General features: G+C 67.4%; 19 protein-coding genes. 11 read left to right on the top strand and 8 right to left on the bottom strand.

Translation table 11 applies throughout. The features are described 5' to 3' along the window. Nucleotide 1: 1 nt before the first annotated feature. A complete protein-coding gene (gene ftsY / locus AC1DNE_RS27020; RefSeq protein WP_441473468.1) occupies nt 2-1270 on the bottom strand; it encodes a signal recognition particle-docking protein FtsY in 1269 nt (422 codons plus the stop codon). A gap of 157 nt (nt 1271-1427) precedes the next feature. On the opposite strand from ftsY, the gene AC1DNE_RS27015 reads away from it, so the two are divergent. Beyond that, the gene (locus tag AC1DNE_RS27015) at nt 1428-2090 is read left to right on the top strand and encodes an RluA family pseudouridine synthase (protein WP_441473508.1); all 663 of its coding nucleotides are present in this window, start codon (nt 1428-1430) and stop codon (nt 2088-2090) included. Nucleotides 2091-2153: 63 nt separating this feature from the next. Here AC1DNE_RS27015 and AC1DNE_RS27010 read toward each other — a convergent pair whose 3' ends face one another. The 4 genes from AC1DNE_RS27010 to AC1DNE_RS26995 form a co-directional block, all read right to left on the bottom strand. Continuing rightward, nucleotides 2154-2450 (bottom strand): 4a-hydroxytetrahydrobiopterin dehydratase, encoded by a 297-nt coding sequence (locus AC1DNE_RS27010; protein ID WP_441473467.1) that lies wholly within the window; start codon nt 2448-2450, stop codon nt 2154-2156. Further along, nucleotides 2447-3019: an RNA 2',3'-cyclic phosphodiesterase gene (gene thpR / locus AC1DNE_RS27005; protein WP_441473466.1), complete on the bottom strand. Its 573-nt coding sequence runs from the start codon at nt 3017-3019 to the stop codon at nt 2447-2449. The genes AC1DNE_RS27010 and thpR overlap by 4 nt, the downstream gene beginning before the upstream one ends. 214 nt (nt 3020-3233) lie before the next feature. Further along, nucleotides 3234-4289: an aldo/keto reductase gene (locus tag AC1DNE_RS27000; RefSeq protein WP_441473465.1), complete on the bottom strand. Its 1056-nt coding sequence runs from the start codon at nt 4287-4289 to the stop codon at nt 3234-3236. An 81-nt stretch (nt 4290-4370) separates the two neighbouring features. Beyond that, nucleotides 4371-5006, bottom strand: coding sequence for an arylesterase (locus tag AC1DNE_RS26995; protein WP_441473464.1), 636 nt, complete (start codon nt 5004-5006; stop codon nt 4371-4373). Nucleotides 5007-5159: 153 nt separating this feature from the next. Here AC1DNE_RS26995 and AC1DNE_RS26990 point away from each other — a divergent pair, with 153 nt between their 5' ends. From AC1DNE_RS26990 to AC1DNE_RS26975, 4 genes are all read left to right on the top strand, one after another. Continuing rightward, nucleotides 5160-5861 carry an ABC transporter ATP-binding protein gene (locus AC1DNE_RS26990; RefSeq protein WP_441473463.1) on the top strand — a complete coding sequence of 234 codons (702 nt, stop codon included), beginning with the start codon at nt 5160-5162 and terminating at the stop codon, nt 5859-5861. A 2-nt stretch (nt 5862-5863) separates the two neighbouring features. Beyond that, nucleotides 5864-8449, top strand: a complete 2586-nt coding sequence (locus tag AC1DNE_RS26985) for an ABC transporter permease (RefSeq protein WP_476766979.1) — start codon at nt 5864-5866, stop codon at nt 8447-8449. A gap of 219 nt (nt 8450-8668) precedes the next feature. After that, nucleotides 8669-9442 carry a Bax inhibitor-1/YccA family protein gene (locus AC1DNE_RS26980; protein ID WP_441473461.1) on the top strand — a complete coding sequence of 258 codons (774 nt, stop codon included), beginning with the start codon at nt 8669-8671 and terminating at the stop codon, nt 9440-9442. Nucleotides 9443-9533: 91 nt separating this feature from the next. Beyond that, nucleotides 9534-10070, top strand: coding sequence for a GNAT family N-acetyltransferase (locus AC1DNE_RS26975; RefSeq protein ID WP_441473460.1), 537 nt, complete (start codon nt 9534-9536; stop codon nt 10068-10070). A gap of 22 nt (nt 10071-10092) precedes the next feature. Here the strand turns inward: AC1DNE_RS26975 and AC1DNE_RS26970 are convergent, their stop codons facing one another. Together AC1DNE_RS26970 and AC1DNE_RS26965 are read right to left on the bottom strand one after the other, a co-directional pair. Next, nucleotides 10093-10461, bottom strand: coding sequence for a DUF2794 domain-containing protein (locus AC1DNE_RS26970; RefSeq protein WP_441473459.1), 369 nt, complete (start codon nt 10459-10461; stop codon nt 10093-10095). A 354-nt stretch (nt 10462-10815) separates the two neighbouring features. Further along, a complete protein-coding gene (locus tag AC1DNE_RS26965) occupies nt 10816-11364 on the bottom strand; it encodes a peroxidase-related enzyme (protein WP_441473507.1) in 549 nt (182 codons plus the stop codon). A gap of 258 nt (nt 11365-11622) precedes the next feature. Here AC1DNE_RS26965 and AC1DNE_RS26960 point away from each other — a divergent pair, with 258 nt between their 5' ends. Together AC1DNE_RS26960 and AC1DNE_RS26955 are read left to right on the top strand one after the other, a co-directional pair. Next, nucleotides 11623-16380 carry an NAD-glutamate dehydrogenase gene (locus AC1DNE_RS26960; protein ID WP_476841288.1) on the top strand — a complete coding sequence of 1586 codons (4758 nt, stop codon included), beginning with the start codon at nt 11623-11625 and terminating at the stop codon, nt 16378-16380. Between the two features lie 14 nt (nt 16381-16394). Beyond that, a complete protein-coding gene (locus tag AC1DNE_RS26955; RefSeq protein WP_441473458.1) occupies nt 16395-16589 on the top strand; it encodes a Trm112 family protein in 195 nt (64 codons plus the stop codon). Between the two features lie 66 nt (nt 16590-16655). Here the strand turns inward: AC1DNE_RS26955 and AC1DNE_RS26950 are convergent, their stop codons facing one another. Further along, the gene (locus AC1DNE_RS26950) at nt 16656-17900 is read right to left on the bottom strand and encodes a ubiquinone biosynthesis hydroxylase (RefSeq protein ID WP_476766978.1); all 1245 of its coding nucleotides are present in this window, start codon (nt 17898-17900) and stop codon (nt 16656-16658) included. A gap of 120 nt (nt 17901-18020) precedes the next feature. Here AC1DNE_RS26950 and tesB point away from each other — a divergent pair, with 120 nt between their 5' ends. The 4 genes from tesB to AC1DNE_RS26930 all read left to right on the top strand — a co-directional run. Continuing rightward, nucleotides 18021-18887 carry an acyl-CoA thioesterase II gene (tesB, locus tag AC1DNE_RS26945; protein WP_476766977.1) on the top strand — a complete coding sequence of 289 codons (867 nt, stop codon included), beginning with the start codon at nt 18021-18023 and terminating at the stop codon, nt 18885-18887. Nucleotides 18888-19124: 237 nt separating this feature from the next. Further along, a complete protein-coding gene (locus AC1DNE_RS26940; protein WP_441473455.1) occupies nt 19125-19463 on the top strand; it encodes a P-II family nitrogen regulator in 339 nt (112 codons plus the stop codon). A 26-nt stretch (nt 19464-19489) separates the two neighbouring features. After that, nucleotides 19490-20968, top strand: coding sequence for an ammonium transporter (locus tag AC1DNE_RS26935; RefSeq protein WP_441473454.1), 1479 nt, complete (start codon nt 19490-19492; stop codon nt 20966-20968). A 225-nt stretch (nt 20969-21193) separates the two neighbouring features. Next, nucleotides 21194-22656: DNA translocase FtsK (locus AC1DNE_RS26930; protein ID WP_476841287.1), on the top strand; the 1463-nt coding region annotated here is incomplete at its 3' end.

Raw genomic sequence — 22656 nt, 5'->3', positions numbered from 1 at the left:
CTCACGCCGCCTCTCCCAACCCCGCGACGGCGCGGGCGAAGTCGCGCGCCGAGAACGGCTCCAGATCCTCGACGCTCTCGCCGACGCCGATGAAATGCACGGGCAGGCCAAACTGAGCCGCCAGCGCCACCAGGATGCCGCCGCGCGCCGTGCCGTCGAGCTTGGTCATCACGAGCCCGGTCACGCCTGCCGTTTCGCGGAAGGCCTCGACCTGGCTGATCGCGTTCTGGCCGACGGTGGCGTCGAGCACCAGCAGCGCGGCATGGGGTGCGCTCGGATCTTGCTTGCGGATGACGCGCACGACCTTGGCGAGCTCGTCCATCAGCCCCTGCTTGTTCTGCAGCCGCCCGGCGGTGTCGATCAGCAGCACGTCCGTGCCATCAGCCTTGGCCTTCTGCAGCGCCTCGAAGGCAAGGCCCGAGGCATCGGCGCCCTGCTGGCCGAAGACGACCTCAGCCCCGGTGCGCTCGCCCCAGACGCGCAGCTGCTCGATCGCGGCCGCGCGGAAGGTATCGCCGGCGGCGAGCATCACCGATTTCCCCTCGGCGCGGAATTTCGCAGCGAGCTTGCCGATCGTCGTGGTCTTGCCGGAGCCATTGACCCCGACCATCAATAGCACGAACGGCTTTTTCGTGGCGTCGATCACCAGCGGCTGCGCCACGGGCACGAGGATCGTCTCGACCTCGCGCGCCAGGATCGCCTTCACCTCGGCCGGCTCGATCTGCTTGTCGTAGCGCCCGTCGCCGACAGCCTTGGCGATGCGGGCCGAGGTGGCGAGGCCGAGATCGGCCTGGATCAGGATGTCCTCGAGATCCTCCAGCGTGCCGGCATCGAGCTTGCGCTTGGTGAAGAGGTCTGTGATCCCCGTCGTCAGCGCCGACGAGGTCCGCGACAAGCCCTCGGTCAGGCGCCGCCACCAGCTCCGCTTCGGCTGCGGCGCGGGGACTGAAACAGGCTCAGGAGCCGTAACGGGCTCGGGCGGCGAAACGACGGCGACCTCGGGCTCCCCTTCCGGCTCCATCGGAGGCGCAGCGCTTTCGACCGGCGCCGGTGGTGCGGCGGGCTCGGGAGCGGGGACCTCAACAGAGGGCACTTCCGCGTCGGCAACCGGCGGAGCAGCGATCTCTTCGACTTCCGGCGTCAGCTCCTCTACAGGCTCGACCGCCAGCTCGGTCGCCGCCTCCGGCGCCTGTGCCGGCTTCACCGGCTCTTCCTCGCGCCCGAACAGCCTCGAAAAGAAGCCGCGTTTCTTCGGTTCGGTCTCGCTCATCGCCATCCTGTCTTCGGTTCGGCGGGCATCTTTGGTTGCGCCGCCGGGCCGGCTTCGCTAGCGCAATGCCATGGCAGCGCCGGACCGACCAGAAAATTCGCTATCCCCCGGGCAGATCGACCAGGAGCTGCCGGTGCCGCTGCTTTATCGCGACGCCATGATGCTCGTCATCGACAAGCCCGCCGGATTGCCCTCGCATCGCGGCCCGCAGGCCAAGCGCCGCATCATTCCCGTCCTGACCGATTATCTCGATCAGTTCCGCTTCGGCCTGCCGCGCCGGCCGGAGGCTGCCCACCGGCTCGACAAGGACACCTCCGGCTGCCTCGTGCTCGGCCGCCATCCCCGCGCCATGGCCGAGCTCAACCAGATGTTTCGCGATGGCCGGATCGGCAAGACCTACTGGGCGATCGTCCAGGGCGAACCAGCCGAGGACGAAGGCCTGATCGACCTGCCGCTGGCGCGCCGCTCGCCCGAGCGCGGCTGGTGGATGAAGGTCGATCCCGCCGGCCTGCCCTCGCAGACCCGCTATCGCGTGCTCGGGCGCGGGCAGGACGATAGCGGCCCTCTCGCCTGGCTCGCCATGGAGCCGCTGACTGGCCGCACGCATCAGCTACGCGTCCATTGCCAGGCCTCCGGATGGCCGATGCTCGGCGACGAGATCTACGGCACGGCGCCGCGCGAGGGCGGCCCGGGCCTTCAGCTTCATGCCCGCGCCATCACCGTGCCGCTCTACCGCAAGCGCGAGCCGATCCAGGTCGAGGCGCCGCCACCACCGCATATGCTGGCGGCGCTGCGGGCTTGCGGGTGGAGCAGTCCCTGACGGCCTGGACAAAGACTTGGCCTTCATGCTCGGGCTTGCCCCGAGAATGACGGTGAACCCTCGTCAACTCGCCAGCGCGTCGATCGCCCGGGCGAGCTTGACGTCAAACTCCGTCAATCCGCCAGCATCATGGGTGGCGAGTGTCACTTCCACCGTCCGGTAGACGTTCGACCATTCGGGATGATGGTTCATCGCTTCCGCCAGCAATGCGACCCGCGTCATCCAGCCGAAGGCCTCGCTGAAGTCGCGGAAGACGAAGCGCCGGGTGATCGCCTCGCGCCCCTGCACCAGTTTCCAGCCGGTCAACGTTGCCAGCGCCTCGGCCTGTGCCTCCGGAGAGAGCCGCTTCGGTCTCGTCATCGGCGAATCTCCCGCGGCAGGCGATTCGGGTAGGACGGGCCGAGCGGATAGGCGGCTTCCAGCACATAGGGCCCACCGCCGATCGAATCGCGCGATGACATCAGCGCGACGCGGCGCGCTGTGAAGCTGATCGGCCTGATGATCGGATGCAGGCCGAGATAATGCGCGACCTCGGTCGGCATGGTGTCGCGTAGCCGCGCCAGCGTGACATGGGGCACGAATTTGCGGCCCTCCGCCGGCAGCCCGATGCGGCGCATCTGCCGCTCGATATCGCCCTGCAGATCGGTCAGTGCCTTCGTCGGCATTGCGCGGGCGAAGACGGCGCGCGGCTTGTCGCCGCCGAAGCTGCCGAGCGCGTCGAGCGTGACCTCGAAGGGATAGGCGCCGATATCGGAGAGCATGTGGTCGACATCGTTCGCCATGCGCCGGTCGACATCGCCCAGGAAGCGCAGGGTGATGTGGTAGTCGGACGGCTCGATCCAGCGGGCCCCCGACAGGCCGCCGCGATGCAGCGTCAGCTCGCTTGCAACCTCGGCGGGAATTTCCAGAGCGATGAAAAGCCTCGGCATGAGTGAATCCCTTGCCAAGCAATTGTGACTCTGGCGAGACGGTAAGCGCGCAGCCGGCTCAAGGGAACCGTTTTTGCGGATATTGCACCGGCGACATCATCGTCATGCTCGGGCTCGACCCGGGCATCTCATGCCGGAAGAGGCTCGCGGCGCCGTCGCGTCCGGAGCTTCCCGGGCCGAAGCTCCGCTTCGGCCCGGGAATGACGTCACACCGTCAGGGGCAGGGATTGCCGACGAGCTGATGGATCGCGTCGATCTTCGCCTCGATTTCGAGCGACAGCTTGACGTCGATCGAGGCGATATCGGTCTTGAGCTGCTCCATCGAGGTCGCGCCGATGATGTTCGACGTCACGAAGGAGCGGCTGTTGACGAAGGCCAGCGCCATCTGCGCCGGATCGAGGCCTGCCTCCCGGGCGAGCGCGATGTAGCGCTTGATCGCATCCTCGGCACCGGCGCCCTCATAGCGCTGGCCACGATCGAACAGCGTCGTGCGTGCGCCCGCCGGGCGTGCGCCGTCGAGATATTTGCCGGTGAGATAGCCCTGCGCCAGGGGCGAATAGGCGAGGAGCCCGACATCGTCGCGCAGCGCGACCTCGGCGAGCGCCGTTTCGAAGGTGCGGTTGAGCAGGTTGTAGGCGTTCTGGATCGACTGCACGCGCGGTGTGCCGCGCGCCTCCGAATCCGTCACGAAGCGCATCGTGCCCCAGGCGCTCTCGTTTGAGAGGCCGAGATGGCGGATCTTGCCGGCCTTCACCAGTTCGCCGAAGGCGTCGAGCTGCTCGGGGATCGAGGTCTCGTCGGCCGGCTTCTCATAGGCCGCCTTCGAAAAACGCGTCGGGTTCGAGCCCCAGGGCATCGGCCGCTCCGGGAAATGGATCTGATAAAGATCGATATAGTCCGTCTGCAGCCGCTGCAGGCTCTTGTCGACGGCTTCGAGGATCTGCTTGCGCGTCAGCCGCGTCGGGCTCTTGTCGTCGCGGAACCAGGTATTGCCGCCGCGCCCGCAGATCTTCGACGCCAGGATGATCTTGTCGCGGTTGCCGCGGGCCTTGAACCAGCTCCCGATGATCCGCTCGGTCGAGCCTTGCGTCTCCGGCTTCGGCGGGATCGAGTAGAGTTCGGCGGTGTCGAAGAAATTGATGCCCTGCTCGACGGCGTAGTCCATCTGGGCGTGGCCTTCGGCCTCCGTGTTCTGCTCTCCCCAGGTCATGGTTCCCAAGCAGATCACCGAGACCTTGAGATCGGTGCGCCCGAGGCGGCGATATTCCATGGCGAAGCAACTCCGGAAGCGGGGCCGGCGGGCGGCGATGCAAGAATCGGGGATTCGTCGCGCGGAGAATCCGCGGACGGATCAGGACCTGGCGGGCAGGGTGGCGATGAAGCGCTCGACCGTCGGCAGGATGTTCCGGACGATGACGGTGACGCCCTCGGCCGTGGGGTGGAGCCCATCCGCCTGGTTCAGAGCCCGGTCGCCCGCGATGCCCTCCAGGAAGAAGGGGTAAAGCACCAGCCCGTGCTTCTCCGCAAGCTCGCGATAGATTGCGTCGAAACGTTTCGCATAATCCTCGCCGAGATTGCGCGGCGCATACATGCCCGCGAGCATCACCGGGATCTTCCGTTCGTTCAGTCGCACGATCATCGCTTCCAGCGCCTGCCGCGTCTGCGCCGGGTCGACGCCGCGCAGGGCATCGTTGGCGCCGAGTTCGAGGATGACGCCGTCTGTGCCGTCCGGCACCGACCAGTCGAGCCGTTCCAGCCCGCCCTGGGTCGTGTCGCCGGAAACGCCGGCGTTCACGATTTCGACAGCGACGCCCTTCTGGCGCAACGCCTGCTCCAGCACGGCGGGAAAGGCGGCACTGCCGGGCAGGTTGTAACCCGCGGACAGCGAATCGCCGAAGGCGACGAGCTTCAGCGGCTTCGCAGCGGCTGGATTGGATTGGGAGTTCTGGGCGCTGGCCATCTCGCTGGAACCGATGAAAAGCAGCATGGCGGCGACGAAAAACGCCGCAACCGATTGGATAAGCGTGAAACCGCGCCCATATGGCCGCAAACCGTGCCACGACATGATTGCGCCCCGCTGGGGACGTGATCCGGTGCCAGCGGTGAAGGCGATGGATAGCGAAGTCAGGATCATGGCGTGATGAGCGAGAAGGCCGCCCCGGCGATTGAGTTGCAGGATGTCGACCTGAGTTTGGGCCGCGGCGCCGCCCGCGTCCATATCCTCAAGGGCGTCTCGGTGTCGCTGACGGATGGCGAGGCGACGGGTCTCGTCGGCCCCTCCGGCTCCGGCAAGTCGACGCTGCTGATGACCATGGCCGGGCTGGAGCGGCCGGATTCGGGCCTCGTCCGCGTGGCCGGGCAGGATCTCGGCGCTCTCGACGAAGACGGGCTCGCCGTCTTCCGGGGCAAGCATATCGGCATCGTCTTCCAGTCCTTCCACCTCGTGCCGACCATGACGGCGCGCGAGAACGTGGCGCTGCCGCTGGAGCTGGCCGGCCATCCCGACGCCTTCGCCCGCGCCGAGGCCGAACTGCGCAATGTCGGTCTCGGCCACCGCATGGACCACTACCCGGCCCAGCTTTCCGGCGGCGAGCAGCAGCGCGTCGCCATCGCGCGCGCCGTCGCGCCTGATCCGGCGATCCTCGTCGCCGACGAGCCGACCGGCAATCTCGACGAATCGACCGGGCGCGCGATCGTCGACCTGATCTTCGCGCTGAAGCGCGAGCGTGGCGCGACACTGGTTCTCGTCACCCATGATCTTTCGCTCGCGGCGCTCTGCGAGCGCACGGTCCGCCTGCGCTCCGGCGTGATCGAGGCCGAGCACGCGATGGCGGTCGCCTGACGATGCACGCCCTCGTCAAGCCGCCCCAGAGTCCAGTTTCTCGACCGCTCGGCATCGGCCTCGTCCTGCGGCTCGCCTTGCGCGACCTGCGCGCAGGCCTCGGCGGCTTCGGCGTCTTCATCGCCAGCCTGGCGCTCGGTGTCATGACCATCGCCGCCGTCGCCTCCGCCTCGCGCGGCCTGACCGAGGGTCTCGCCCGCGAAGGCCGGCGCATCCTCGGTGGCGATGCCGCCTTCAGCCTGATCCACCGCGAGGCGACGCCGCCGGAACTCGCCTTCCTGACGGCCCGCGGCACCATCTCCAGCATCGCGACGATGCGCGGCATGGCCAATGCCGGCGACAAGGGCGCAGCCCTCGTCGAGATCAAGGCGGTCGATTCCACCTATCCGGGCATCGGGGCGGTCGAAACCGACCCGCAGGCGCCGCTCCCCGGCCTACTGGAACAACGCGACGGCGTTTTCGGCGCAGTTGCCGACCCCGTCCTGTTCGGCCGGCTCGACCTCAAGCCCGGCGACATCGTCACGATCGGCGGCGCCAAGATCCAGCTGCGCGCCAATCTGGTCTCCGAACCCGACAAGATCGCCGCCGGCATCGGCTTCGGCCCGCGCCTCCTGATGTCGCAGGAGGCATTGCGGGCTACCGGCCTGATCCAGCCGGGCAGCCTGATCCGCTGGACCTACCGCCTCCAGCTCCCGCCGACCGCCTCCGGCGACGGCGATCTGGAGAAGGTGATCGCGGCTGTCGGCAGCGAGCAGCGAGAGGCGGGCTGGGAGATCCGTTCGCGCGCCAACGCCGCGCCGAGCTTCCAGCGCAATCTCGAACGCTTCACCCAGTTTCTGACGCTGGTCGGCCTCACCGCCCTGCTGGTCGGCGGCGTCGGCGTCGCCAATGCGGTGCGCCGCTTCGTCGAGGCCAAGAAGCTGGACTTCGCCACGATGAAGGCGGTCGGCGCCAGCGGTGGCCGCGTCGTCGCCATCCACCTCACCGAGGTGATGCTCGTCGCCGCTATCGGCACGGCGATCGGCCTCGTGCTGGGCGCCGCAGCCCCCTTCGGTCTCGGCGCCGTCGTGCAGAGCATCCTGCCGGTTCCGTTCGAACCCACTTTGGCACCGGGCGAGCTCGCCATCGCCGCGCTCTACGGGCTTCTGACGGCGTTCGTCTTCGCCATCATTCCGCTCGGCCGGGCGCACGACACCCCGGTCTCGGCCCTTTTCCGCGATCGCATCGAGCCCGACCCGCGCCGCCCGCGTGCGATCTACCTCATCCTCTGCGCGCTGGCGCTGGCCGGGCTCGCCGGCGTCGCCATCGGCTTCGCCTATGACCGCCGCATCGCGCTGATCTACATCGGCGTCATGTTCGGCGTCTTCGTGCTGTTGCGCGCCGTCTCGCTCGGGCTGATGGCGCTCGCCCGCCGCATCCCGCGCCCGCGCCGCCCGGCCCTGCGGATGGCACTCGCCAACAGCCATCGGCCGGGCGCGTTGACGCCCTCGCTCGTGCTCTCGCTCGGCCTCGGCGTCGCGCTGCTCTCGGCGCTCTCCTTCATCGACGTCAGCCTGACCCGGCAGCTCACCGGTGCCCTGCCCGACAAGGCGCCTAGCTTCTTCTTCCTCGACGTGCCCAGCCGGGATTCCGATCGCTTCGATGCCTTCCTCTTCGAGCAGCGGCCGGGCGCGAAGACCGAACGCGTGCCGATGATGCGCGGCCGCATCGTCGCCGTGAACGAGACCCGCGCCGAGGACATCAAGGCGAGCGAGCAATCCGCCTGGGTGCTGGATGGCGACCGCGGCATCACCTATGCGGCGACAATCCCGGAAGGCTCGCGCGTTTCCGCCGGCGCGTGGTGGCCGGCGGACTATCGCGGCGAGCCGCTGGTCTCCTTCGATGCCCAGAACGCATCCGGCATCGGCCTGAAGATCGGCGACAAGCTCACCGTCAACGTGCTCGGCCGCAACATCACCGCCCGCGTCGCCAATCTCCGCACCGTCGACTGGCGCTCTTTCGGCATCAACTTCGTCATGGTGTTCTCGCCCAACACCTTCGCCGGCGCGCCGCACACCAACCTCGCGACCATCGCGACGAGCCCGGATGGCAAGGGCGCGACCGACGCCGTCCTGATGCGCCGCCTCGCGCTCGATTTCCCCGCCGTCACGGCAGTGCGGGTCAAGGACGCGCTCGAAGCGGTCAACACCATCGTCGCCCAGCTCGCCATGGCGATCCGCGGTGCCTCCGGCCTCGCCATCGCCGCGAGCCTGCTGGTGCTGGGCGGCGCACTCGCCGCCGGACAGAGGGCGCGGCTCTATGACGCGATGATCCTGAAGACCCTCGGCGCGACCCGTCGCTTCATACTTTCGTCGTACGCCCTTGAATACGCCGCCATCGGCCTCGTCGCGGCCGTCTTCGGCGTTGTCGCGGGTACAGCGGCGGGCTGGGGCATCGTCACGCAAGTGATGCGGATCGAATTCGTCAGTGATCCGACCGGCGCCATACTGGCCGCGACTGCAGCGGTCAGTGTCACCGTCCTGTTCGGGCTCGTCGGTACGATAAAAATACTCGCGAAAGCGCCTGCTTCTCATCTCAGGAATTTATGATGACTATCTGGGAACGTCTCTCGATAGACATTAAAATCCTGTAATTCTGCCTTTGTGCAGTGCCGAACTTCTATCACTCGGCCGGTCCTAATCATGGCCAGCCCTTGTAAGAACCGGYAAAGCCCCTCATATTCCTCCCATCGCGCCGATCGTGTGCGAGGACGGCTGGCGCCCGCTTGCCATCCGTCGTCCGAAACTACGTCAGGGGAAACTCTCTTAATGAGCAACTTCGACCGCAATGCTCCAGTCTGGGGTGCCGGCCGCGCACAGCAGACCAGCGCCGTCGAGATGGATCAGGGCCTGCGCTCGTTCATGCTCGGCGTCTACAACAACATGGCGATCGGCCTCGGCATCACCGGCCTCGCCGCGCTCGGCATCTCGATGCTGGCGATCGCCGGCTTCACGCCCGACGGCAAGATCACCGGTCTGACCGCGCTCGGCCAGGCGATCTATCTCAGCCCGCTGAAATGGGTCGTGATGCTGGCCCCGCTCGCCTTCATCATGCTCTTCTCGTTCAAGGCCGAAAACATGAGCGCCTCTTCGGCGCGCGCCATGTTCTTCGCCTTCGCGGCGGTGATGGGCGTCTCGATGTCGTCGATCCTCGTCGTCTTCACCGGCGCCTCGGTGACGCGCGTGTTCTTCATCACGGCCGCTGCCTTCGGCGCGCTGAGCCTCGCCGGCTACACGACGAAGAAGTCGCTCTCGGGAATGGGCTCCTTCCTGATCATGGGCCTGATCGGGCTGATCATCGCTTCGGTGGTGAACCTGTTCCTGGCGTCGAGCGCGCTGTCCTTCGGCATCTCGGTGATCGGCGTGCTGATCTTCGCCGGCCTGACCGCCTGGGACACCCAGCGCCTGAAGGAGATGTATCTCTCTTCGGATCTGGATCCGGAATCGGCTGCGAAGCTCTCGGTGAACGGCGCGCTGTCGCTCTACCTGAACTTCATCAACATGTTCCAGATGCTGATCAGCCTGCTCGGCGACCGCCGCTGAGCCGACCTTCATCGGGCGTCATGCCCGGAGCGAGCCCCGGCCTCACGGCCGGGGCTTTTCTTTTGGCACGGGCATTGCTCATTCTGCAGCGATGACGAAGCCTGCGATCCGCCCGGCCACTCCCGCCGATATCCCCGCCATCGCCGCGATCTACACCCATGCCGTCCTGCATGGGACGGCGTCCTGGGAGCTGAATCCCCCGGGGGAAGCGGAGATGCTGCGGCGCTTCGAGACCATCCTGGCAGGCGGCTATCCCTATCTCGTCGCCGAGCGCGAGGGCGAGGTGCTGGGCTATGCCTATGCCGGCGCCTACCGACCGCGCCCCGCCTATCGCGCCACGGTCGAGAACTCGATCTACATCGCCCCCACCGCGCAGGGGCTTGGCGTCGGCGGCCTGCTCCTCGATGCGCTGATGAAGGCCTGCACCGAACACGGCTTCCGCCAGATGATCGCGGTCATCGGGGACGGCACCGGCGCCTCGGTCGGCTCACGCCGCCTGCACGAGAAGGCGGGCTTCCGCCTGATCGGGGTGGCCGAGAAGGTCGGCTTCAAGCACGGCCGCTGGCTCGATCAGATGCTGATGCAGAAAGAGCTGGGCGAAGGCGACCGCTCGCCGCCGCCCTTCTGAGGCGCGACAGCTCTATCGGGACTCAGTTCACGATGCTGAGCTTGCGGTCGAGCACCTTGAGGACGCGGGACAGTTCCGAGCCGCGCTTGAGAATCAGCCCGGTCGCAGCGACGACCGAATAGGCGCCCTGCCGGCGGGCGAGCGCCGGATCCTTAACGATTCGGTAGATCGGCATCTCCGAGGAGCGCCGGAACACCGAGAACTGCGCCTTGTCCTTCAGGAAATCGATGGCGTAGTCGCGCCACTCGCCGGCCGCGACCATGCGGCCGTAGAGATTGAGCAATTCGTTGAGTTCGCGCCGGTCGAAGGTCACGGTCGCCGGCCGGGCCGGCGACGGAAAATGGACGACCGCGCCGGCCGATTGCGATTGCGGCGTTTCGCTTTCGCTCATGGCGCCTCCCTGAGCGGAGCCTCTCGAAGTGACCGGGAGATGATGCGCCCGCACTGCTGCGCTGGCAAGAGATCGCGCTCATCCGGGGTCGGGCACTGGGTAAGCATTCGTCGCAAATGCCGCATTTTCGCCGCGAACGCGTCAAGCGAGCGCCAAGTTGCGCCGCTCAACTCCCCTCGTTGCCTCGACGGCCCGGTTTCGCTGAACGCCGGTTTGTCAGCCCCCCAGCCCCCCGGAGTTCCGGTGGAGCCGGGCCACCGAGTCGGGGCCAACTAGCGGCTGGCATTGCGCCGGCCGTTTTCTTTTTGGGGGTGGCGCGCCGCTTCACAAGGCCGCAACGACCAGAAAAGCAAGCTAGCGCGCCTGGGTGTGATACTCGGCATTGGGCCGCATATCGACGGCCGAGGCCATGCGATTCGACATGTTGTAGAAGGACGCGACTGCGCCGATGTCCCAGATGTCGCGTTCGCCGAACCCGGCCCTGCGCAGGGTTTCCCGGTCATCTTCTCCGATGAGATGCGGCGTTTCGGTCAGCTTCACAGCGAAGTCGAGCATCGCGCGGTGACGCACCGACAGCTCCGCCGCCCGGTAGTTCATCACCAAGATTTCGCCCAGCACCGGATCGCCGGAGAGCTGGCGCACCGCGGCGCCATGCGCAGTGAGGCAGTAGTAGCAGCGGTTCACGCTCGACACCGCGACCGCAATCATCTCGCGCTCCAGCTTGGATAGGCCGGAGGGCGCGAGCATCAGGTCGTTATAGAACGCGGCAAAGGCCGAGAGCTTGGCGTCGTCATGGGCGTAGGAGCTCAGCACGTTCGGCACGAAGCCGAGCTTCTCCCGGCATTTCTCGAAATAGGCGTCATTCTCGGGCGAGAGCTTTCCCGGCTTGAGCTCCAGTGCCATCACTCGTGGCGGCGCATCCTGCCGTGCCGGCTCTTCGCCCACCTTTGGTTTGTCATGCTTCGTCGCCATGGTGCATCCTGTTAGATCCTGCGCGGCAATTTTGCCGCTTTTTCAGGCAAGGCAAAGTTGAAAGCCTGAGCAGCCTATGCCATCGCTGCTGCAAAACAACTGGGGTGACACATGGGCAAACGGGTGACGAACGCGACCGCCGGAGCGATCGCAGCCATCGAAGCCGCGGCCACGGGCCTGAAGAGCGCGATGCCGGCCGAATTCCCCCGCCTGCTCTACGGTCGTTCGGTCGCCGAGGATCTTGAGGCCCTGCCGCCGGAAATGCTGGCCCACACCGCGGCCGCCGCCTACGAGCACCTGGCAGAGCCCCGCAAGCCCGAGACAATCAACCTGCGTTTCCGCGACGACGAGTTCGGCGAAGGTGACCGCAAGCGCCAGGTCACCATCCTGGAAGTCGTCAACGACAACAAACCGTTCCTGCTCGATTCGACGCTCGCCGAACTGCAGGATCGGGGTTACGAACCCCGCCTGGTCGCCCATCCGATTCTGGCCGTGGCACGGGACGCGAAGGGCAAGTTCGTCTCGCTCGCCGGCGAAGCCACCGGCCGTGCGCCGGAAGGCACGCGGCGTGAAAGCCTGCTGCACATCCATGTCCCGCGCATCGACACGCCCGCAGCGCGTGAGAAGCTCCGCGCCGGTCTGGAGCATGTCTATGCCGACGTCGCGCTGGCGGTCGACGACTGGGCCGCGATGCGGGGCCGCATCACCGAGGTGATCCAGGCCTATCGTGCCAACCCGCCACCACTGCCTGAGGACGAGATCGCCGAGGCGCTGCAGTTCCTCGAATGGATCGCCGGGGACAACTTCACCCTGCTCGGCATCCGCGCCTATCGCTTCCCCGGCGGTGACGTCGCGGCCGATCCGATCGAGGGCTCCGGCCTCGGCATCCTGCGCGACCCTTCCGTCAAGGTTCTGCGCAAGGGCCGCGAGCTGGTGACGACCACGCCGGAGGTGCGCTCCTTCCTGGCCAAGCCCCAGGCGCTCATCATCACCAAGGCCAACGTCAAGAGCCTGGTCCACCGGCGCGTCCATCTCGACTATGTCGGCGTCAAGCTGTTCACGCCGGATGGCCGGCTCGACGGCGAGCTGCGCATCGTCGGTCTGCTGACCTCGAACGCCTATACCGGCTCGGCTCGCGCCATCCCCTATCTGCGGCTGAAGGTCGCGCGCGTCGCCAAGAACATCGGCTTCGATCCGGCGAGCTATTCCGGCCGCGCGCTGATGAACGTGCTCGACGCCTATCCGCGCGACGAGCTGTTCCAGATCGATACCCCGACGCTGGAGCAATTCGCTCTCGACATCCTGCAGCTCACCGAGCGCCCGCGCATCCGCGCGCTTGCCCGCGTCGACGAGTTCGACCGCTTCGTCTCGATCCTCGTCTTCATCCCGAAGGACCGCTACGACACCACGGTGCGCCAGCGTGTCGGCGAATTCCTGGCCCGGATCTACAACGGTCGCATCTCGGCGGCCTACCCGGCCTATCCCGAGGGGCCGCTGTCGCGCACCCACTACATCATCGGCCGCGACGAGGGCAAAACCCCGCGCATCGACCGCGCCATGCTCGAAGCCGGCATCAGCGCCATCGTCCGCACCTGGGGCGACGGCCTCAAGGACGTGCTCGATCAGGAGAAGGCCGGGCCTGCCGCCCGCGCGCTCGCCGAGCGTTATGCCGAAGCCTTCGGCGCCGCCTATCGCGAGCGCTTCTCGGCGGCCGACGCGCTGATCGACATCGAGATGCTGCAGCAGCTGACGCCGGAGCGTGCTCGGGCCGTCAATCTCTACCGGCGCGAGGGCGACGACGCCAAGCGCGCCAACCTGAAGGTCTTCTCGCGCGGCGCGCCGATCTCGCTCTCGGCCCGCGTGCCGGTGCTGGAGAACATGGGCTTCCGCGTCGTCAACGAGCGGACCTACAACGTCATGCCCCAGGGCACCGGCGAGAACGTGCGCGTCTGGCTGCACGACATGACGCTGGAGCGCGCCGACGACGGCGAGATCGACATCGAGCATCTCGATCCGACGATCGAGGCCGCCCTGATGGCGCAGTTCCGCGGCCTCGCGGAATCCGACCGCTTCGACCAGCTCGTCCTCGCCGCCGGCCTCGCCTGGCGCGAGGCCGCGCTGTTGCGCGCCTTCGGCCGCTATCTCCGGCAGGCCGGCGCACCCTATGCGCAGGGCTACATCGCGGATGCGCTGACCCGCCATCCCGACATCGCCTCGGGCCTGATCGCCTATTTCAATGCGAAGTTCGATCCGCGCGTTCCGGCGGGCGAGCGCGAGCAGCGCATGGCCCAGAAACGCGCCGAGATCGAGGAGGCGCTCGACGCCGTCACCAGCCTCGACGAGGATCGCATCCTGCGTCGCCTGATCAATCTGGTCGACGCCGCCCTGCGCACCAATTTCTTCCAGCTCGGCCCGGACGGCCACCCGCGCCAGACCATCACCTTCAAGTTCGACTGCGCCAAGGTCGACGGGCTGCCGCTGCCGCGCCCGCTCTACGAGATCTTCGTCTATTCGCCGCGCGTCGAGGGCGTTCATATGCGCTTCGGCAAGGTCGCGCGCGGCGGCTTGCGCTGGTCCGACCGTCCGCAGGACTTCCGCACCGAGGTGCTCGGCCTCGTCAAGGCGCAGCAGGTCAAGAACGCGGTGATCGTGCCGGTCGGCGCCAAGGGCGGCTTCGTGCCGAAGCAGCTGCCGCCGGCCTCCGACCGCGCCGCCTGGCTGGCCGAGGGCACCGAAAGCTACCGCATCTTCATCCGCAACCTGCTCGAGCTCACCGACAATCTCGACGGTGAGACGGTCGTGCCGCCGCCGGATACGGTGCGCCATGACGGCGACGACCCCTATCTCGTCGTCGCCGCCGACAAGGGCACCGCGACCTTCTCCGACACCGCCAACGCGATCTCGCTGGAGAAGCACCACTGGCTCGGCGACGCCTTCGCCTCAGGCGGTTCGCAGGGCTACGACCACAAGGGCATGGGCATCACCGCCCGCGGCGCCTGGGAAGCGGTGAAGCGTCACTTCCGCGAGGTCGATATCGACATCCAGACGACGCCCTTCACCGTCGCCGGCGTCGGCGACATGTCCGGCGACGTCTTCGGCAACGGCATGCTGCTCTCGCCGGCGATCAAGCTCGTCGCGGCCTTCGACCACCGCGACATCTTCCTCGATCCCACCCCGGACCCGGCCGAGTCGCTGGCCGAGCGCCAGCGACTCTTCGCCCTGCCGCGTTCCTCCTGGCAGGATTACGACAAGAAGCTGATCTCGAAGGGCGGCGGCATCTTCTCGCGTCAGGCCAAGAGCATCCCGCTTTCAGCCGAGGTCCGCGCCCTGCTCGACCTCGACAAGGCAGAGGTCTCGCCGCTCGAGCTGATGACGGCGATCCTGAAGGCGCGCGTCGATCTGCTCTGGTTCGGCGGCATCGGCACCTATATCCGCGCCAGCGACGAGACCGACGCACAGGTCGGCGACCGCGCCAATGACGCGATTCGCGTCGCCGGCAACGATCTCCGCGCCCGTGTCGTCGGCGAAGGCGCCAATCTCGGCGTGACGCAGCGCGGCCGCATCGAGGCCGCGCGCAAGGGCGTGAAGCTCAACACCGACGCCATCGACAACTCCGCCGGCGTCAACACCTCCGACGTCGAGGTCAACATCAAGATCGCGCTCGCCGGCCCGGTGAAGGACGGCCGCCTCAAGGAGGACAAGCGCAACGCCCTGCTCGCTGCGATGACCGACGAGGTTGGCGACCTCGTTCTGCGCAACAACTATCTGCAGACGCTCGCGCTCTCGCTCACCGAGGCGCAAGGTGCTGCGGCGACGCCCGGCCTGCGCTTCCTGATGCAGAGGCTGGAGCAGGACGGCCGTCTCGACCGCTCGGTCGAGTACCTGCCGAGCGATGCCCAGCTCGCCGAGCGCGAGAAGCGCAGCGAAGGCCTGACCCGGCCGGAGCTCGCCGTGCTCCTAGCCTATGCCAAGCTCTCGCTGCACGACGCGCTGCTGGAATCCTCGGTGCCGGACGATCCCTATCTCGCCAGCGAGCTCGTCCGCTACTTCCCGAAGGCGCTGCGGGACGCCTATCCGGACGCCATCGCCAGCCACAAGCTGCGACGCGAGATCGTGGCGACGCAGCTCGCCAACGCCATCGTCAACCGCGGCGGCCCGTCACTGGTGCCGGTCCTGGCGGCGCTGACCCGCTCGGACGCGCCGGCCATCGCCGCCGCCTACGCCATCGCCCGCGATTCCTTCGACCTGATCGCGCTCAACGGCGAGATCGACGCGCTCGATGCCAGGATCCCCGGCAAGACCCAGCTCGGTCTCTATGGCGCCGCCCAGGAGCTCGTCACCAACCGGATGGGCTGGTTCCTGCGCCGCGGGGTCGCCAAGCCCGGCACGATCGAGCAGACGATCGCCCACTACGCCAAGGGCGTGAAGGAATTGTCGGCCGAGCTCGGCAGCCTGCTGCCCGAGGCCGCCTCGCAGGCCTGTCTCGCCCGCATTGCCGTGCTGACCTCGGAAGGCGTGCCGGAGGCGCTTGCGACCCGCGTCGCCAGCCTGCCGGCATTGGCGGAGGCCACCGACATCGTCGACATCGCCGAGCGCAGCAAGCGCAAGATCGGCGATGTCGCCCGCATCCACTTCGGCATCGACGCGCTGTTCGGCCTGTCGAGCCTGAAGACGGCGGCGTCAGCGGTCCCCGCGACCGACGATTACGAGCGCCTTGCCCGCGAGCGCGCGCTTGAAACGCTCGACGATGCCCATTCGAGCCTGACCCAGGAGGCTTCCGCGTCTGGAAACGGCGAAGGCACACTGGACAGCTGGCTTGCGGAGCGCGGCGAGGAGGCGGAACGGACCCGCTCCACCGTCAACGCGATCGCGAGCTCCGGCCTCACCTTGCCGAAGCTGATGGTGGCAGCCGGCATGCTGGCCGACCTGCCGCACAAGCGCGGCTGAACAGGACGAACCGAATGACCGAAGCCGACCACAGCACCCGCATCGACCCCAAGCTGCTCGAAATCCTGGTCTGTCCGCTGACCAAGGCGACGCTCGAATACGATGCGGCGAAGCAGGAGCTGATCAGCCGGGCGGCGAAGCTCGCCTATCCGATCCGCGACGGCATCCCGATCATGCTGCCGGAAGAAGCCCGGCCGCTGGAGGATTGACCTCCTCCGTCATTCCGGGGCGGCCTGCAGGGCCGGTCCCGGAATGACGAGGGCCGATGGCGCTTCCTACAACGCCTCGCCCCGGAGCAGCCGCGGCGGCGCGCCCGCAACGCCCGCCGCCTCGCGAATGAAGAAGCGCTTCAGACCCGGCAGCCGGTCGACGACCCCGAGGCCGAAGTCGCGCGCCAGCCTGATCGGCGTCGCGTCGTTCGAGAACAGCCGGTTCAACCCGTCCGTAACCGCACCCATCGCCACCGCGTCGAAGCGGCGCGCCTTCTCATAGCCTTCGAGCACGTCGAGCGAGCCGGGATCGAGCCCGAGCCGGGCCGCGTCGACAACGGTCTCGGCCAGCGCCGCGACATCCTTCAAGCCCAGGTTGAGTCCTTGCCCGGCGATGGGGTGGATCAGATGCGCGGCGTCGCCAAGCAGCGCGAACCGCTCGGCGACGAAGCGCCGGGCAACACCGAAGCCAAGCGGATGCGCGCTCACTGCGCTTTCGAGCGCGATCTCGCCAAGCTCGAGCCCGAAGCGCGTCTCGATCTCGGCGAGCAGGTCCTGCGCATCGAGCGAGAGCAGGGCCGGGACGTTCCCCGTCCTCTCGGTCCAGACGATCGAGGAACGGTGGCCGAGCCGGCCGCCATCCGCCAATGGCAGGATGGCGAAGGGCCCTGAGGGCAGGAAATGCTCGACGGCGCGGCCGCCATGCGGACGCTCATGGCCGATCGTCGCGACGATGCCGGATTGGGCGTAACCCCAGCCGACCCAGCCGATGCCGGCCTGATCGCGCAGCTTCGAGCGCGCGCCGTCGGCAGCGACCAGCAGGCTCGCTTGCACGTGCGCGCCGTCGCCGAAGGTGACCATAACGGCTTCCTCGGTCGTGAAGCGGCGCACCCCGGTCGCGCGCAGCTCGACGCCTTCGCGCTCGCAGGCCGTCTTGAGTTCCGCAACCAGCGCTGCATTCTCGACCATATGGGCAAAGGGCTGGCCGGGCTCGACCTCGCCGTCGAAGGTCAGGAAGACCGGGCGCACCGCATCCTTCGTCCGGCTGTCCGAGACGATCATCTCCGTCATCGCCTGCGCAGAGCCTGCGACGGCATCCCAGATTCCCAGCGTCTCCAGCATGGCGCGGGCACCGGCTGCGACGGCGTAGGCGCGGTTGTCCGCGCGCGGCGGCGCAGCCAGCGCCGGATCGGCGAGGGTGATCGCAGAATCACCCCCCAGCGCCTGCTTCAGCGCCAGCGCCAGGGTCAGCCCCGCGATCCCGCCACCCGCGATGACGATGCGCATGTCGGAATCCCGCTCGATGGCCATGCTGCTGCTTCCTCTGACGTCTTGACGGCTCGGGACGCCTCGGTGCTGATGCGAGACGAACCGGCTGTTCCTGTGCGGGCCGCCGGCCGCTCCGTCAACCTGACCGCGATACCCGCCGCCATGTCCCAGATCAGCGCCTCCCTGACGGCGATCCTCGACCTCGAACCGCTCGAGCGCAACCTGTTCCGCGGTCGCAGCCCGAAGTCGAACTGGCCGCGTGTCTTCGGCGGACAGGTTATCGCGCAATCGCTTTATGCCGCCTGCAAGACGGTCGAGGATCGGCAGCCGCATTCGCTGCACGCCTATTTCCTGCTGCCTGGCGACCCCGAGATTCCGATCGTCTATGAAGTCGACCGGCTGCGGGATGGCCGCTCCTTCACGACGCGGCGCGTGCTCGCCATCCAGAAGGGCGAGGCGATCTTCGCCATGTCCGCTTCCTTCCAGGTCGACGAGCCCGGCTTCGAGCATCAGATGCCGATGCCGAAGGTACCGATGCCGGACGAGCTGCCGGATCGGGAGGAGATGGCGAAGAGTGTGCTCCCGCACATGCCGGACGCGGTGCAGGCCTATTATCAGCGCAAGCGGCCGATCGAGATTCGTCCCGTCGAGCTGGAGCGCTACCGCACTGGCGGCAAGATGGAGCCGAAGTTCAATGTCTGGATCCGGGCAATGGAGCCCCTTCCGGATGAACCGGCCTTCCATCAGAGCGTACTGGCCTACGCATCCGATTTGATGCTGCTCGATTCCAGCCTGATCGCGCATGGCACCACCGTCTTCGACCAGAAGATCCAGGGCGCCAGCCTCGATCACGCATTGTGGTTTCATCGTCCGTTCCGGGCCGACGAATGGCTCCTCTACTCGCAGGACAGCCCCTCGACCTCCGGTGCCCGCGGCTTCTCGCGCGGCCTCGTCTTCGACCGGCAGGGGCGGCTCGTCGCCTCCGTGGCGCAGGAAGGGCTTATCCGGCCTCGGCCAGATCTGGGTTGACGCGCATTTGAGCGGCTGCTTCTCGCACGAGTTTATGCCTATTTATTAGGCGCATCTGCCGTTCTCCTCACCGCTTCTTCGGTTTTTACCCTCTGGATGCGCCCTCGTCGCTCCGGAAACGGGTTGGCACGCCCCTTGAATTGCGGGTTGCGACGCACTGCGAGCCGCAGGGCGCGCGAGGCGCAACAAGATCGCCAGGGCTGACGACCGGGCGGCGCAGACGGGGAAACCGAGCATATGAAAATCGTGATGGCGATCATCAAGCCGTTCAAGCTGGAGGAGGTGCGCGACGGGCTCACCGCCATCGGCGTCCACGGCCTGACGGTAACCGAAGTCAAGGGCTATGGCCGCCAGAAGGGTCATACGGAGATCTACCGCGGCGCCGAATACGCCGTGAGCTTCCTGCCGAAGATCAAGATCGAGGTCGCGGTCTCCGACGAGCTCGTCCCGCAGGTGATCGAGGCGATCACCGCCGCTGCCCGCACCGGCCAGATCGGCGACGGCAAGATCTTCGTTTCTTCGATCGAGAAAGCCGTGCGCATCCGCACCGGCGAGACCGACGCCGACGCCCTCTGAGCCCGACCCTCCAGGAGTTTTAGACGATGAATTTGAGGACTTCCCTGCGGGCCGGATTGATCGGCCTCACGCTGGCCGCGGTTTCGGCCGGCGTCGCACTCGCCCAGACCCCCGCCGCCGCACCACCCGTTCCCAACAAGGGCGACGTCGCCTTCATGATGAGTTCGACGATCCTCGTCCTGCTCATGACAATCCCGGGCCTCGCCCTCTTCTATGGCGGTCTCGTCCGTTCCAAGAACATGCTCTCGGTGTTGACCCAGGTCTTCGCCATCGTCAGCGTCGTCTGCATCCTCTGGGTCGCCTATGGCTATTCGCTCGCCTTCACCAATGGCGGCGGGCTGAACGACTTCGTCGGCGGCTTCTCGAAGGCCTTTCTGAGGGGCGTCGACGCAACCACTGTGGCGGGGACCTTCTCGAATGGGGTCTATATCCCCGAATTCGTCTATATCTGCTTCCAGATGACCTTCGCCTGCATCACGCCGGCGCTGATCGTCGGCGCCTTCGCGGAGCGCATGAAGTTCTCGGCACTGCTGCTGTTCACCGTGCTCTGGGTCACCTTCATCTATTTCCCGATGGCCCACATGGTCTGGTACTGGGGCGGCCCTGACGCGGTCGGCAACGCCGCCAAGGCGCTCGCCGAGGCCGGCGCGGACGGCAAGGCTGCGGCACAGTCCGCGCTCGACGCGGTCAATGCCGATGCCGGCATGCTCTTCAAGTGGGGCGCGCTCGACTTCGCCGGTGGCACGGTGGTCCACATCAACGCGGGCATCGCGGGCCTCGTCGGCTGCATTCTGATGGGCAAGCGCATCGGCTACGGCAAGGAGCTGATGGCGCCGCACTCGCTGACCATGACCCTGATCGGCGCCGCGCTGCTCTGGGTCGGCTGGTTCGGCTTCAACGCCGGCTCGAACCTCGAAGCCAACGGCACCGCTGCGCTCGCCATGATCAACACCTTCGTCGCCACGGCGGCCGCCGCGCTGGGCTGGCTCTTCGTCGAATGGGCGATCAAGGGCAAGCCCTCGATGCTCGGCATGGTCTCTGGCGCGGTCGCCGGCCTCGTCGCCGTCACCCCGGCTGCTGGCTTCGCCGGTCCGATGGGCTCGATCATCCTCGGACTCGTCGTCGGTGTCGTCTGCTTCGTCTTCTGCACGACTGTGAAGAACGCGCTCGGCTATGACGACTCGCTCGATGTCTTCGGCATCCACTGCGTCGGCGGCATCATCGGCGCGATCGCGACCGGCATCCTGGTCAACACCGCACTCGGCGGCGGAGGCATCCCGGACTATTCGAGCAAGCCCGGCGAGCTCGTCGTCGCCGCCTACGAGTTCGGCCCGGCCGTCATGGCGCAGGTCAAGGCGGTGCTGTTCACGCTGGTGTTCAGCGGCGTCGGCTCGGCGATCCTCTACAAGATCGTCGACGTGATCGTCGGCCTGCGCGTCACCACCGACCAGGAGCGCGAGGGCCTCGACATCGCCGAACACGGCGAGCGCGCCTACAACATGTGACCTTCGAGAGGTTTCACGTGAATCCCGGACCCCGGCGGGCAACCGCCGGGGTTTTCTCTTGTTATCGCCGGTTCGGCACGCTCCGGCTCCTCGGCCTCCCGACATCCGGCGGCAGGAGACTGTGGGCGAGTTTCAAGGTTAAGCGGGTCTTAACCTCGCCTTCCTAACCTCTCGCTGATGGCCGGAATGATGCGGCCCGACAGTCCGGACACGACCTGAAGCCGCATGCGCACCATTCGCCGCTCCCAATCGCTCATGGACCGCCTGCCCGATCCGGTGCGGGAGTTCCTGTCGCGCCGCGCCTCGGAGCTGACCGGGCTCGGCGTGCTGGCCCTGATGGTCGCGATCGCCGTCGCGCTCGCGAGCTGGTCGGTCGATGATCCCAGCCTGAACAATGCCACCAGCGGCGCCGTCCGCAATTGGCTCGGGCGCCCCGGCGCCATGGTCGCCGATCTGCTGATGCAGCTCATCGGCCTCGGCGTCATCGCATTGCTGTTCCCACCGATGATCTGGGCGCTCAGGCTGATCCGGTTCCATCTCTTTGACCGCGGTGCGCTGAAGCTCGGCCTCTGGGTCGTCGGCGTCGCCGCCACCGCCGCCGTCGCAAGCGCCCTGCCGGCGACCCCGCGCTGGCCGCTTCCGACCGGCATGGGCGGCGTCATCGGCGACGGCCTGCTCTTCGGCACGCGCAACATCGCCGGCATCGCCGGCGGCGCTGTCGGCAGTCTCGTCGGCTTCCTCTATGCCGGCATCGCCATTCTCGCTGTCACTGCCGCCGCCGGCTTCGGCTTCGTCACCGACGACGATCCTGCGCTCGACGGCGACGAGGCGGAGGACAGCTGGTCGGACGGCGAGGAACGCCGCGACGACGAGCCCGGCATCACCGTCATCCTGATCGGCTGGCTGGCCCACGGCGCCATGGCCCTGCGCGCCGCCATCCTGCGCCGCCTGCCGCAACCGCCAGAGCCCGCCGTCGATACCGGCACGCTGCCGGCCGAAACCAGCAGCCGCGTCCGGCGTGAGCCGCAGTTCGGCGAAACGCCCACGGGCCGCCGCGGCCTTCCCGAGTTCGATCCCGAACCGCTTCCGGGCGCGCGTGCCGCCATCGCGAAGGGCCGGGCTCAGGATGACATCGACGCACCCTTTGATCTCGATGACGACCCGCAGGATCTTCGCGATCTCAACGCCCCGCGGGTGGCCATGCCGCGCGCGGCGCCCAAGCCCGGCAAGCGCATGCAGCGCGAGGCGCAACCCTCGCTCCTCGACCGGGAAGGCTTCGAGCTGCCGCCGCTGACCTACCTGGCCGAGCCCAAAAAGGCCGCGGCCAATGCCGTTTCGACGGATGCACTGGAGCAGAACGCGACGCTGCTCGAAGGCGTGCTCGAAGATTTCGGCGTGCGCGGCGAGATCACGCAAGTTCGCCCCGGCCCGGTCGTGACGCTGTACGAACTCGARCCSGCCCCCGGYAYCAAGAGCTCGCGGGTGATTTCRCTTGCCGACGACATCGCGCGCTCGATGAGCGCGGTCTCGGCCCGCGTSGCGGTGGTGCAGGGCAAGAACGCCATCGGCATCGAACTGCCCAACAGCAAGCGCGAGACCGTCTTCCTGCGCGAATTGCTCGCCAGCCAGGATTTCGAGGCGACCAAGCACAAGCTCGCGCTCTGCCTCGGCAAGACCATCGGCGGCGA

The sequence above is a fragment of the Allobosea sp. 05L423 genome, from assembly GCF_056397745.1.
The sequence above is the reverse complement of the archived record's forward strand: the minus strand, read 5'-3'. Positions and strand labels throughout refer to the sequence as shown.

Coding starts and splice junctions, on each gene's coding strand:
- ftsY (WP_441473468.1), bottom strand. CDS start 1,270: ATGAGCGAGACCGAACCGAAGAAACGCGGCTTCTTTTCGAGGCTGTTC.
- AC1DNE_RS27015 (WP_441473508.1), top strand. CDS start 1,428: ATGATGCTCGTCATCGACAAGCCCGCCGGATTGCCCTCGCATCGCGGC.
- AC1DNE_RS27010 (WP_441473467.1), bottom strand. CDS start 2,450: ATGACGAGACCGAAGCGGCTCTCTCCGGAGGCACAGGCCGAGGCGCTG.
- thpR (WP_441473466.1), bottom strand. CDS start 3,019: ATGCCGAGGCTTTTCATCGCTCTGGAAATTCCCGCCGAGGTTGCAAGC.
- AC1DNE_RS27000 (WP_441473465.1), bottom strand. CDS start 4,289: ATGGAATATCGCCGCCTCGGGCGCACCGATCTCAAGGTCTCGGTGATC.
- AC1DNE_RS26995 (WP_441473464.1), bottom strand. CDS start 5,006: ATGCTGCTTTTCATCGGTTCCAGCGAGATGGCCAGCGCCCAGAACTCC.
- AC1DNE_RS26990 (WP_441473463.1), top strand. CDS start 5,160: ATGAGCGAGAAGGCCGCCCCGGCGATTGAGTTGCAGGATGTCGACCTG.
- AC1DNE_RS26985 (WP_476766979.1), top strand. CDS start 5,864: ATGCACGCCCTCGTCAAGCCGCCCCAGAGTCCAGTTTCTCGACCGCTC.
- AC1DNE_RS26980 (WP_441473461.1), top strand. CDS start 8,669: ATGAGCAACTTCGACCGCAATGCTCCAGTCTGGGGTGCCGGCCGCGCA.
- AC1DNE_RS26975 (WP_441473460.1), top strand. CDS start 9,534: ATGACGAAGCCTGCGATCCGCCCGGCCACTCCCGCCGATATCCCCGCC.
- AC1DNE_RS26970 (WP_441473459.1), bottom strand. CDS start 10,461: ATGAGCGAAAGCGAAACGCCGCAATCGCAATCGGCCGGCGCGGTCGTC.
- AC1DNE_RS26965 (WP_441473507.1), bottom strand. CDS start 11,364: ATGGCACTGGAGCTCAAGCCGGGAAAGCTCTCGCCCGAGAATGACGCC.
- AC1DNE_RS26960 (WP_476841288.1), top strand. CDS start 11,623: ATGCCGGCCGAATTCCCCCGCCTGCTCTACGGTCGTTCGGTCGCCGAG.
- AC1DNE_RS26955 (WP_441473458.1), top strand. CDS start 16,395: ATGACCGAAGCCGACCACAGCACCCGCATCGACCCCAAGCTGCTCGAA.
- AC1DNE_RS26950 (WP_476766978.1), bottom strand. CDS start 17,900: ATGGCCATCGAGCGGGATTCCGACATGCGCATCGTCATCGCGGGTGGC.
- tesB (WP_476766977.1), top strand. CDS start 18,021: ATGTCCCAGATCAGCGCCTCCCTGACGGCGATCCTCGACCTCGAACCG.
- AC1DNE_RS26940 (WP_441473455.1), top strand. CDS start 19,125: ATGAAAATCGTGATGGCGATCATCAAGCCGTTCAAGCTGGAGGAGGTG.
- AC1DNE_RS26935 (WP_441473454.1), top strand. CDS start 19,490: ATGAATTTGAGGACTTCCCTGCGGGCCGGATTGATCGGCCTCACGCTG.